Annotated in this window: 12 protein-coding genes; 8 read left to right on the top strand and 4 right to left on the bottom strand. The window is 63.2% G+C overall.

The window, feature by feature from the left end:
* From G113_RS14815 to ompA, 4 genes are all read left to right on the top strand, one after another.
* Positions 1 to 303 (top strand): aminotransferase class IV (locus tag G113_RS14815; protein ID WP_005905758.1); only part of this gene is annotated, 303 nt, incomplete at its 5' end.
* A 168-nt stretch (positions 304 to 471) separates the two neighbouring features.
* Positions 472 to 2313: a dihydroxy-acid dehydratase gene (gene ilvD, locus G113_RS14810; RefSeq protein ID WP_005905756.1), complete on the top strand. Its 1842-nt coding sequence runs from the start codon at positions 472 to 474 to the stop codon at positions 2311 to 2313.
* Between the two features lie 104 nt (positions 2314 to 2417).
* The gene (ilvA, locus tag G113_RS14805; protein WP_005905754.1) at positions 2418 to 3938 is read left to right on the top strand and encodes a threonine ammonia-lyase, biosynthetic; all 1521 of its coding nucleotides are present in this window, start codon (positions 2418 to 2420) and stop codon (positions 3936 to 3938) included.
* Positions 3939 to 4194: 256 nt separating this feature from the next.
* Positions 4195 to 5325, top strand: a complete 1131-nt coding sequence (ompA, locus tag G113_RS14800) for a porin OmpA (protein WP_005905752.1) — start codon at positions 4195 to 4197, stop codon at positions 5323 to 5325.
* A gap of 107 nt (positions 5326 to 5432) precedes the next feature.
* Here ompA and G113_RS14795 read toward each other — a convergent pair whose 3' ends face one another.
* Entirely contained in the window at positions 5433 to 5894 is a 462-nt protein-coding gene (locus G113_RS14795) for an HPP family protein (protein ID WP_005905750.1), read from the bottom strand.
* Positions 5895 to 5975: 81 nt separating this feature from the next.
* Between G113_RS14795 and G113_RS14790 the strand changes: the two genes are divergently transcribed.
* From G113_RS14790 to G113_RS14780, 3 genes are all read left to right on the top strand, one after another.
* Entirely contained in the window at positions 5976 to 6539 is a 564-nt protein-coding gene (locus G113_RS14790; RefSeq protein WP_005905748.1) for a TetR/AcrR family transcriptional regulator, read from the top strand.
* A 45-nt stretch (positions 6540 to 6584) separates the two neighbouring features.
* Positions 6585 to 7331, top strand: a complete 747-nt coding sequence (locus G113_RS14785; protein WP_005905745.1) for an SDR family oxidoreductase — start codon at positions 6585 to 6587, stop codon at positions 7329 to 7331.
* A 193-nt stretch (positions 7332 to 7524) separates the two neighbouring features.
* Positions 7525 to 8247, top strand: coding sequence for a head GIN domain-containing protein (locus tag G113_RS14780; RefSeq protein ID WP_005905743.1), 723 nt, complete (start codon positions 7525 to 7527; stop codon positions 8245 to 8247).
* A 124-nt stretch (positions 8248 to 8371) separates the two neighbouring features.
* Here G113_RS14780 and G113_RS14775 read toward each other — a convergent pair whose 3' ends face one another.
* The 3 genes from G113_RS14775 to G113_RS14765 all read right to left on the bottom strand — a co-directional run bounded on the left by G113_RS14775 (position 8372) and on the right by G113_RS14765 (position 11023).
* A complete protein-coding gene (locus tag G113_RS14775; RefSeq protein WP_005905742.1) occupies positions 8372 to 8878 on the bottom strand; it encodes a DinB family protein in 507 nt (168 codons plus the stop codon).
* A gap of 96 nt (positions 8879 to 8974) precedes the next feature.
* Positions 8975 to 9823, bottom strand: a complete 849-nt coding sequence (fghA, locus tag G113_RS14770; RefSeq protein WP_005905741.1) for an S-formylglutathione hydrolase — start codon at positions 9821 to 9823, stop codon at positions 8975 to 8977.
* Positions 9824 to 9895: 72 nt separating this feature from the next.
* Positions 9896 to 11023: an S-(hydroxymethyl)glutathione dehydrogenase/class III alcohol dehydrogenase gene (locus tag G113_RS14765; protein ID WP_005905740.1), complete on the bottom strand. Its 1128-nt coding sequence runs from the start codon at positions 11021 to 11023 to the stop codon at positions 9896 to 9898.
* A 129-nt stretch (positions 11024 to 11152) separates the two neighbouring features.
* Here G113_RS14765 and G113_RS14760 point away from each other — a divergent pair.
* The coding region (locus G113_RS14760) for a LysR substrate-binding domain-containing protein (protein WP_005905739.1) at positions 11153 to 11853 on the top strand (701 nt) is incomplete at its 3' end.

The raw sequence follows: 11853 nt of genomic DNA, 5'->3' as shown, positions 1-11853 counted from the left end.
ACACCGCCCGCCACCGCCGCCATCCTGCCCGGCATCACCCGCGACACCATAATGACGCTCGCACGAGACCTCGGATATGAGGTGCGCGAGCAGGCACTGCCCCGCGAGGCGCTCTATGTGGCCGACGAGATCTTCATGACCGGCACCGCCGCCGAGGTGACCCCGGTGCGTTCCGTGGATCGAATGCAGGTGGGGGCAGGCTGCCGTGGACCCATCACCGAGCAGTTGCAGAACGCCTTCTTCGGCCTGTTCAATGGCCAGACCGAGGATAAATGGAACTGGCTCACCCCGGTCGACGATTGATGGACAGCGCGGGCGACGTTGTCGCCCGCAGATAGCCAGGCCAGAAGAGAGAGCAAGTGCCGAGTCGGCTATGGCAAGGGCCATGTCCTTTGCCACAACCGATTCGAATTGACGGTTTCGCATCATTAATTTGCCCAGCAGGGCTCATGTATTCAGGGAGTAGAGACAATGCCGAAGTTGAGATCCGCCACCACCACCCACGGACGTAACATGGCCGGAGCCCGTGCCCTCTGGCGCGCCACCGGCATGACAGACGAGGACTTTGGCAAGCCCATCATCGCCGTGGTCAACTCCTTCACCCAGTTCGTGCCGGGTCACGTGCACCTCAAGGATCTGGGTCAGCTGGTGGCCAGGGAGATAGAGGCCGCGGGCGGAGTCGCCAAGGAGTTCAACACCATCGCCGTGGATGACGGCATCGCCATGGGCCACGGCGGCATGCTCTATTCGCTGCCGTCCCGGGAGCTCATCGCCGATTCCGTGGAGTACATGGTCAATGCCCACTGCGCCGATGCCATGGTCTGCATCTCCAACTGTGACAAGATCACCCCGGGGATGCTGATGGCGGCGCTGCGCATCAACATTCCGGTGATTTTTGTCTCCGGCGGCCCCATGGAGGCGGGCAAGACCAAACTCTCCGATCAGATAATCAAGCTGGATCTGGTGGACGCCATGATCCAGGGCGCCGACCCCAAGGTATCCGACGCCCAGAGCGATCAGATAGAGCGCAGCGCCTGCCCCACCTGCGGCTCCTGCTCCGGCATGTTCACCGCCAACTCCATGAACTGCCTGACCGAAGCCCTGGGCCTCTCCCAGCCTGGCAACGGCTCCATGCTGGCGACCCACACCGATCGCGAGCAGCTGTTCAAGCTGGCCGGCCAGCGCATCGTCGCCCTGGCCAACCGTTACTACCAGCAGGATGACGAGAGCGCCCTGCCGCGCAACATCGCCACCAAAGCGGCGTTCGAGAATGCCATGGCACTCGACATCGCCATGGGCGGCTCGACCAATACGGTGCTGCACCTGTTGGCGGCTGCCCAGGAAGCGGGCGTCGACTTCACCATGGATGACATCGATCGCATGTCCCGCCGGGTGCCCCAGCTGTGCAAGGTTGCTCCCTCCACCCAGAAGTACCACATGGAAGATGTGCACCGCGCCGGTGGCGTGGTGGCTATCCTGGGTCAGCTGGAAAAAGCCGGTCTGGTCCATGGCGATACCCGCAACGTGCTTGGCACCAGCTTGCACGAGCTGCTGGAGCGCTATGATGTGAGCCGCACCCAGGATAAAGAGGTGCATGATTTTTACCGCGCCGGCCCGGCCGGGATCCGCACCACCAAAGCGTTCAGCCAAAGCTGTCGCTGGCCAGAGCTGGATCTGGACCGCGCCGAAGGCTGTATCCGCTCCCTGGATAATGCCTACAGCCTGGAGGGGGGGCTGGCCGTACTGTCCGGCAACATCGCCCTCAATGGCGCCATCGTCAAGACCGCCGGTGTCGATGAAGAGAACCTCTGCTTCCGTGGCCCGGCCCGGGTATTCGAGAGCCAGGACAGCGCGGTGGCGGGCATTCTGGATAGCACCGTCAAAGCCGGTGAAGTCGTCGTGATCCGCTACGAGGGCCCCAAAGGCGGCCCCGGCATGCAGGAGATGCTCTACCCCACCACCTATCTCAAGTCCATGGGATTGGGCAAAGCGTGCGCGCTCATCACCGACGGACGCTTCTCCGGCGGCACCTCGGGCCTCTCCATCGGTCACGTCTCCCCCGAGGCGGCCTCTGGCGGCACCATAGGGCTGGTGGAGGATGGCGACATCATCAATATCAATATCCCGGCCCGTACTATGGTGCTGGAGGTGGCTGACAGCGTGCTGGCGGCTCGCCGCGCCGCCGTCGATGCCCGGGGCTGGAAGCCGCTGGACAGGCAACGTCAGGTCTCCTATGCCCTGCGCGCCTACGCCATGCTCGCCACCAGTGCCGACAAGGGTGCGGTGCGCGATTTAAGCAAGCTGGAGGAGTGATGATGTCCCCTACGACAAGTTATCTGAACGACATGCAGCTCGCCTCATCCTGTGCCGACAAGGGCATGGTGTGGCGCGACCTCAGCAAGCTGGAGGAGTAAGCCATGGTCTCTGCGGCGGATTATCTACGCAAGATACTGCTCTCCCCCGTCTATGAGGCGGCGCGGGTCACCCCCTTGCAGACACTGAAAAGATTGTCCGAGCGGCTCGGTAACCATGTCGCTCTCAAGCGGGAAGATTTGCAGCCGGTGCACTCCTTCAAGCTGCGCGGCGCCTATCACAAGATTGCGACCTTGAGTGCCGAGCAGAAGGCTCATGGCGTGGTGGCGGCCTCGGCAGGCAACCATGCTCAGGGGGTCGCCCTGTCGGCGGCCAAGCTTGGCATCCATGCCATCATCGTCATGCCCAAGACCACGCCAGACATCAAGATAGATGCGGTGCGGGCCCAAGGCGGCAATGTGCTGCTGTTCGGCAACAGCTTCGACGAGGCCTATGCCGAGAGCCGCCGCCTGTCAGAAACCGAGGGTTACACCCTGATACCGCCCTTTGATGACGTCGAGGTGATCGCGGGCCAGGGTACCATCGGCAAGGAGTTGCTGGAGCAGGATACCCACCTCACCCATGTGTTCGTACCGGTGGGCGGCGGCGGCCTGGCCGCCGGGGTGGCGGTCTATATCAAGCAGCTGCTGCCAAATGTGAAGGTGATTGGGGTCGAGGCGGAGGGTTCAGCCTGTCTCAAGGCGGCGTTGGAGGCTGGCGAGCCGGTCAATCTGGAGCGGGTCTCCCTGTTTGCGGACGGGGTGGCGGTCAAGCGCATCGGCACCGAAACCTTCCGGCTCTGCAACCAGTACCTCGATGAGGTGGTGACCGTCTCCAATGACCAGATCTGCGCGGCGCTGAAAGACATCTTCGACGACTGCCGCGCCATCGCCGAGCCGTCCGGGGCCTTGTCCTTGGCGGGGCTCAAGGCGTACAGCGAGCGGGAACAGGTCAAGGGCGGCCGGATGGCGGCCATACTGTCCGGCGCCAACGTCAACTTCCACAGCCTGCGTTACGTGTCGGAGCGCTGCGAGATCGGCGAGAAGCGCGAGGGCATGCTGGCGGTGACCATTCCCGAGCGCAAGGGGGCCTTCCTCGACTTTTGCCGCAACCTGGGCTCGCGGATGGTGACCGAGTTCAACTACCGTTATTCGGATGCCGAGCAGGCCTCGCTGTTTGTCTCGGTGCGGCTCACCGGTGGTGACGAAGAGTTGAGTCAGATAGAAGCCCATCTCAATGGCAACGGTTACCCCGTGGTTAATATGACGGACAACGAGCTGGCCAAAAATCATGTGCGTTACATGATTGGCGGCCGCCCTGCGCGGCCCCTTGGTGAGCGGCTCTACAGCTTCAAGTTTCCGGAGCAACCCGGCGCCCTGATGCGTTTTCTGGAGACCCTTGGCTGCCGCTGGAACATCAGCCTGTTCCACTATCGCAACCACGGCGCCGACTATGGTCGGGTGCTCTGCGCCTTCGAGCTGCCGGACGAGGACGTGGCCGCCTTCCACGACTACCTGCGCGAGCTGGGCTACGGCTGGAAAGAGGTGAGCGAGGATCCCGCCTACCGGCTGTTCCTGTCGAACTGAACGGGGTTAACCCCATGAGCAAGGGCGGGAGGCATAGGTATCCCGCCCTTTTTTTGGCCGGACAGCCATCGTAGCGCCATGGGTTCATGTTTTGTTTGTCAGCCAGTTCACACTCTGGGATCTCTGGTCATTTGAGACCCGGTGCGAATGGGATAGGCTGGTGAAGGCGGCCCTGCACGGCTCCCGGCATCATGGCCTGGATTATTGCCATGTCGCCAGACCCCAAGACAGATGACTCAAGGAAGAGGCACTTAAGATGACAAGAACCCTGCTGGCGGCCCTGATAGGTGCGACATGCACGAGTGGATTGGCCCAGTCTCAGGCGCTGGACAACAGCTGGTATCTGGGGGGCAAGGCCGGCTGGTCCCACTATTTCGGGGCGGATTTCGAGCCTGACATCGATGAGGCATTCAAGCTGGTGGGTGCCGTTGAACAGGGCGACGATCTCGGTCTGGGCCTGTTCGTCGGCTATCAGCTTAACCCCAATCTCGGCTTCGAGCTGGGGTACGACCACCTCGGCAAGTATCGGTTGAGCGGTCGGCGTAGCGAGGGAGGGATCAGTGCCCGGTTGGCGGGGGAGGCCAGGAGCCAGATGATCCAGGCCAGCATGCGTATCGGCTTCCCCGCGACCCAGAGTCTGGATCTCTATGGCAGGCTCGGGGGCGCCTATGCCTGGACCGAGAGCGACCTGAGCGCAGCACTCACCACGAGTAGCCGCCAGTTCAACGAGTCGGCCAACGGCAACAAATACCAAGGCGCCGCCTTCGTCGGCGCCTTGGGGGCCGAGTATGCCTTCAATTCCAGCTGGGCTCTGCGCCTCGAGTACCAGTACAGCACCCCTCTTGGCAGTACCTCCCCGGGCGAGTCAGGCATAGAGCTGGATAACGGCCTGCTTGCCTTGGGGCTGGTCTATCGCTTCGGCCAGGGGGAAGAGGAGGTGGTCGCAGCCAGCCCGGCACCGGCCGCCGTCGTCCCCGCCACCGTCATCATGCAGCAGCGCTTCACCCTGAGTTCGGATGTGCTGTTCGAGTTCAACAAGGCGAGCCTCAGGCCTGAGGCCAACCAGGCGTTGGATACCCTGTTCCAGCAGATCGTTGCGGCCAACCCTCAGGACGGCATAGCGACAGTGGTGGGCCACACGGACAGGTTGGGCTCGGATGACTATAACCAGAACCTGTCTTCGCTGCGTGCCCGCTCCGTGGCCGATGCGCTGATCGGCCGTGGCTGGCCGGCAGAAAAGATGCAAGTGGAAGGCCGGGGTGAGCGGGAGCCCGTCACCGCCAACCAGTGCAGCAGTGCCAGCAAGCGTGAACTAATCGTCTGTCTGGCGCCGGATCGGCGGGTCGAGGTCAAGTTGAACGGCGTCGGCGAGGGCTCGCCGCAATAGACGAGCCCTGGCCCCAGGATGACTATCTTACAGGCTGGTGCAGCCAGAGCTTGGGAAGAGACAAAACAGGGAGGCCAAGCCTCCCTGTTTTGCATCGTACTTCAGTGTCAGGTCAGGGCGCGTCGCTGCCAGTGGCCGAGCCGACGGTAGCCTGCGGCAATCAATATCAGCAACAGGGCTCCGGGTAGCACAGTCTGCCAGAGGAAGGGCCAGGACTGGGCCGTGAGCAGCACCAGCAACGGAGTGGCGCCAGCGGGGGGATGTATCAGCCCCAGGCCCTGCATCAGTGCGATGGCAAGGCCTACCCCGAGTGCCAGTTTGAGCTCCAGAGGCAGGGGCAGCAGCTGCACCAGCAGACCCACCCCGGCCGCCAGCAGATGACCCCCCAGCACGTTCTGCGGCCGAGCCAGCGGGCTCTCTGGCAGGGAGAACAGCAGCACGCAACTTGCGCCAAAAGGGGCCATCAGCAGGGTCAGCTGCCAATCCAGATCCAGCCAGCCAAGCAGGGCTATGGCCAGGCTGGCCCCCAGTCCTGCCAGCAGGGCAGCTTGCCATCGTCTTTTCTCCATCTCGCGTCTCCTTGTGTGGGTCCCTTGACCCAGGTTGAGACATTAGGTAGACAGATCGGTGTACTTCAAGAGGGAATTGCAATGAGTGAGAAACGGCAGCAACTGATGACGACCGCCTACCGGCTGTTCAACCGTCATGGTTTTCACGCCACCGGCATCGACAGGATCTGGGCTGAGGCGGGGAGCACCAAGCGTACCCTGTACCGCCACTTTCCTACCAAGGATGCCCTGATCGAGGCGGTGCTGATCGCCCGCGACGCCGAGTTCTTCGCCCTGCTCGATGTCCGGCTGGCAGGTATTGAGGGGCCAAGGGCCAGGCTGCAGGCCCTGCTCGATGGCTTCGCCGACTGGTTTGGACGCAGCGATTTCTATGGTTGCAACTTCATCAATGCCAGCGCCGAGTTTGGTGATCCTCGCCACCCGGTTCGCAAGCTGGTGGCGGCGCACAAGCGTGCTCTGCTGCTGTGGGTGAGCCATAACCTGGGTTGTGACGAGCAGACTGCCACCCGGCTGTGTCTGCTGCTGGAGGGGGCGGTCGTGATGACGCACAGCTATCAGCAGGCCGAGGCCCTGAGTCAGGTCAGGCCCCTGGCGCTGACCCTGCTTGGCCTGGCGCAGGCGGACGACATAACCGGGAATGCATAAGAGGATGGTAAACAAGATCAATGGCTTAACGACAAGGAGTCCAGGATGAGCAAGGTGGCACTGATCACGGGAGCGAGTCGCGGCATCGGCGCCGCCACGGCCCGGCTGCTGGCGCAGCAGGGGTATCGACTCTGCCTCAACTATCTGCGGGAAGCGGCCCGCGCCGAGGCGCTGGCCGAAGAGTTGAGCGCCCGGGGTGCCGAGATCCTCACGGTGCAAGCCGATCTCGCCGAAGAGTCGGAGGTGGTGAGGCTGTTTCAGACTCTGGATCGGCGCTTCGGATCCCTCGATGCCCTGGTCAACAATGCGGGCATCTTGCTGCCTCAGAGCCGGGTCGAAGATCTCGACGCTGCCCGCATCAACCGCTTGTTGACCACCAATGTCACCAGTCAGTTTCTCTGCTGCCGGGAGGCGGTCCGCCGCATGTCCCACCGTCATGGCGGCCGGGGCGGGGCCATCGTCAATGTCTCCTCGGCGGCGGCCCGACTGGGATCGCCCCATGAGTACGTGGATTATGCCGCCAGCAAGGGCGCCATCGACACGCTTACCCGGGGATTGGCACTGGAGGTGGCCGGGGAGGGGATCCGGGTCAACTGCGTGCGTCCCGGCTTTATCCACACCGAGATGCACGGGGATGGCGGCGAGCCAGGCAGGGTGGCCCGTCTCGCCCCCCAGCTCCCCATGGGGCGCGGTGGGGAGCCGGTCGAGGTCGCCGCCGCCATCCGCTGGCTGCTCGGCGACGAGGCCTCCTATGTCACCGGCGCTTTTATCGATCTGGCAGGGGGTCGTTGAGGAGCGGCCTGCCCCCCATATGGGGTTGGTCAAACTGGCCAATGTGTAGTGAAAATGGCTTCCCCCTGCTTGGGTATAGGGCAGAACAAGAGAATTTTACATATAAATCATGTTGTTATGTTTTGGCATGGGGATTGCGATAAAGGGGGAAGGGTGAGGCCCATGGGGGCCCCTGGCAGCAAGGATGAACAAGATGAAACAGATAGTGGCCATGGTACTGGCATTGGGGTTGGCAGGGTGCAGCTGGCAGGACGATGAGGTCGTTCATGGCCAGGGAGCGCCTGTCATTACGCAGCGGCCCCTCGGGGACAAGGTGGACAGGATACTGGCCATGGTGCCGGCGGATATCACCCTGGTACCCGGTGCACAGCGCGGGATCCGGGTGGAGGGTCAGGAGAACCTCTTGCCCTACCTGACCTTCAGCGAGAGCGGTCGCAAGCTGGAGATAGAGGTCAAGGAGGGATACCAACTCAGCCCCGGTGAGCGGATCAGGGTCACCATCACCCTGCCTGTCCTGCGTGAGCTGGCCCTGGCAGGGGGCAGCCAGGGTGAGATAGGCGCCTTCGAGGGGGATGAGCTGACCCTCTCCCTGGCGGGATCCGGGGGCATACGTACCGATCGGCTGGAGATGAAGCGCCTGGAGGGCAACATTGCCGGCTCTGGGGATCTTGCCCTCGGACAGGGCCATGCCGACAGCCTCACCTTCAACATCGCAGGATCCGGCGGCATCGCCGCCGGGGATCTGCTGGCCCGGGAGGTCGAGATCAACATTGCCGGCAGCGGCGATGTGGCGGTACGCGCCGAGCAGAGGCTGACTGCCACCATCGCGGGCTCCGGCAGCATAGACTACTGGGGTGATCCCGAGGTAGAGAGCGAGATCCTGGGGGTGGGACAGCTGGTGCGCAAAGGGGGCTGAGCCCGGCGGCAGCTGACGAGATAAAAACGGGCCGATGGGCCCGTTTTCTTTGCTGTGCCTGCCCGCCAGGGGAGAGCGCGCCTTCTTGCTTGCGTCGTCTTCCCGCCCCTGCCTGCATGGTGGCTCAGGCGAGGGGAAGGTGCAGCCCTTGGTCGGCGTTGAGCCGCATCAGCAGCCACTGCATCCCGGCGAGGTGCTGGTGGTCATGGCTGACCAGCAGGCGCACCAGGCCATCCAGGGTGATCTCCCCATAGTTGCCATAATGGGCCCGTCGCCCCCAGGCAGAGGGGGGCAGCCCCTGGAGCCAGCTGACTGTGTGAGTGCGGGCGGCGCGAAAGCGGGCCAGCTGCACGGCGGGATCCTGATGGGGATAGTCATTGTCCTGGGCAAGCTGATAGCCATCGAGGGAGACCAGCTGGGGGAGCGTTTCATCCAGGGTACGCTGGATGCGCACCTGATAGCCCAGGGTCTCTATGTCCAGCAGATGGCCGAGGTGGCCAAGGGCCGAGAAACGCTCCGAAGGGATGCCGGCCCAGTTGGCCGGCTCCCAGTTCAGGCAGTCACCGGGCACCTGAGCCAGCAGCTGTTCGAATCGATCCGGCATGGCTCGCAGCGTGGTAAAGATATTCATCCTTGAGTTCTGTTCCTTGCTCAAACGGGGTCGTCCTGGGCTATCCACAGGGAGTGTGGCTCCTGGACGAGCATTCAGGGCCGATGATCGGGCTGATCAGTCTCGCTCGAGCAGGTGCTCGGCGTGAAAACGCAGGTGCGCCTCGATGAAGCTCGCCACGAAGTAGTAGCTGTGGTCATAGCCAGCGTGGCGATGCAGTGCCAGGGGCCATCCCTTGGCCTCGGCCGCTTCGGCCAGGGCATCGATGCCGAGCTGCTCATCGAGGAAGGGGTCGTCCAGGCCGACATCGACCCGGGTCGGCAGCGGCTGACAGTCGTGATGGCGCAGCAGCTGGCAGCTGTCCCACTCCTGCCACAGCAGGGGGTTGTTGCCCAGATAGGCACCCAGTGCTTTTTGGCCCCAGGGGCTGCGGCTCGGGTGGCTGATGGGGCTGAAAGCCGATACCGAGCGGTAACGACCCGGCTCACGCAGGGCGGCGATGAGGGCACCATGGCCGCCCATGGAGTGACCGCTGATGGCGCGGCGGCTCGAGATGGGGAAGTGGGTCTCGATGAGGGCGGGCAGCTCCTTGGTGACATAGTCATACATCTGGTAGTGCTCACGCCAGGGCGACTGGGTGGCGTTGACGTAGAAGCCCGCGCCCTTGCCGAGGTCGTAACCGGCATCATCCGCCACCTGCTCGCCCCGGGGGCTGGTATCCGGCGCCACCAGGGCGATGCCCAGTTCGGCAGCGATGCGCTGGGCACCGGCTTTTTGCATGAAGTTTTCGTCGCTGCAGGTGAGGCCGGACAGCCAGTAGAGCACGGGTACCTTCTGGCCGGTCAGCGCCTGGGGCGGCAGATAGACGGCGAAGCGCATCTCGCAGCCGAGCACGCTTGACTCATGTCGGTACTGTTTGTGCCAGCCATCGAAGCTCTTGTTGCTGGCGATGATATCTAACGACATCTGGGGATCTCCTGCGCCAATGGGCGCCTGGGATGAAAAAAGAGGGGCGGGAATGCTCCCGCCCGGCCCGACTCAGTAGTGGATGACGGTGCGGATGCTCTTGCCTTCGTGCATCAGATCGAAGGCTTCGTTGATCTGCTCAAGCGCCATGGTGTGGGTGATGAAGTCGTCCAGCCGGAACTCACCCTGCATGTAGCGCTGCACATAGCTTGGCAGTTCGCTGCGACCCCGTACGCCGCCGAAGGCACTGCCGCGCCAGACACGACCAGTGACCAGCTGGAACGGACGGGTACTGATCTCCTGACCGGCCCCGGCCACGCCGATGATGACGGATTCACCCCAGCCCTTGTGGCAGCATTCGAGCGCCGCGCGCATCACCTTGACGTTGCCGATGCACTCGAACGAGAAGTCGACGCCGCCGTCGGTGAGCTCGACGATCACCTCCTGGATGGGCTTGTCGTAATCGTTCGGGTTGATGCAGTCGGTGGCACCGAGCTTGCGGGCCAGTTCGAACTTGCTCTCGTTGATGTCGATGGCGATGATGCGACCTGCCTTGGCCAGGCGCGCGCCGATCACGGCGGAGAGGCCGATGCCGCCCAGTCCGAAGATGGCGACGCTCTCACCCTCTTTCACCTTGGCGGTGTTCATCACGGCGCCTATGCCGGTGGTGACGCCGCAGCCGAGCAGGCACACCTCTTCCAGCGGAGCGGCCGGGTCCACCTTGGCGATGGAGATCTCGGGCAGTACCGTGTACTCGCTGAAGGTTGAGGTGCCCATGTAGTGGTAGATGGGCTGACCATCCTTGGAGAAGCGGGTGGTGCCATCCGGCATCAGTCCCTTGCCCTGGGTGGTGCGGATCTTCTGGCACAGATTGGTCTTGCCGGATTTGCAGAACTTGCACTCGCCGCACTCCGGGGTGTAGAGCGGGATCACGTGATCCCCCACCTTGACGCTGGTGACCCCTTCGCCGATGGACTCGACTATGCCGCCACCCTCATGGCCCAGGATGCAGGGGAAGACACCTTCGGGGTCTTCGCCCGAGAGGGTGAAAGCGTCGGTGTGGCAGACGCCGGTGGCGACAATGCGCACCCGCACTTCACCGGCCTGGGGCGGCATCACCTCGATCTCTTCGATGGAGAGAGGCTGACCCGGGCCCCAGGCGATGGCGGCCTTGCACTTGATGCTCTGTACCTGTGCCATGAAAGGATCCTCTTGTTGTGCGCTGGAATGGGAAATTAAAAGGTCGATTTGAACCTGTCTGAGTGTAGTTTCCCATTCATTTGGTGATAATAGGGTCAAATATCAAATCACTTTTACTGACAGGTAATAATGTTCGGCTGGGAAGGGGTCTGTGAATTTGTCAGCGTGGCGGAGCAGGGGGGCTTTACCCCGGCGGCCCGCCAGCTGGGGGTGTCGGTGGCCCAGGTGAGCCGACAGGTGGCGCAACTGGAAGACAGGTTGCAGGCCAAGTTGCTGCTGCGCACCACCCGTCAGGTGCGACTCACCGAGCTTGGCGAGATCTACTACCGCCACTGTCGCCAGCTGCTCGACAACCTCTACGAGGCCGAACTGGCTCTGGGTCGCCATCAGGCCCAGCCCCAGGGCCTGCTGCGCATCACGGCCCCCGTCTCCTATGGCGAGAGTCGCATCGCCCCCCTGGTGAACGACTTCATGGTGCGCTATCCGGCCCTGGAGGTGACCCTCAACCTCACCAACCAGCTGTTGGATCTGGTGCATGACGGGTACGATCTGGCGATCCGGCTTGGTCACCTCAAGGATTCCAGCCTGGTGGCGCGGCGCCTGGCGGGGCGGGTGCCTTATGTGTGCGCCTCCCCGGCCTATACGGCGCACCGGGGCATGCCCAACAGCCTCTCCGAGCTGGCTCGCCATACCTGCCTGCTGGGCAATGGCGACGAGTGGCACTTCACCCTGGATGCTCGCCCCTACAGCGTGCGGGTGCGTGGCCTGCTCAAGTGCAACAGCGGCCACGCCCTGGTGGACGCGGCCCTCAAGGGCATAGGCATAGTGCA

Origin of the sequence: Aeromonas molluscorum 848 (genome assembly GCF_000388115.1) — a bacterium.
Taxonomy (GTDB): Bacteria; Pseudomonadota; Gammaproteobacteria; order Enterobacterales; family Aeromonadaceae; genus Aeromonas; species Aeromonas molluscorum.
Note: the sequence above shows the minus strand (reverse complement) of the source record. Positions and strands in the feature narration are given on the sequence as shown.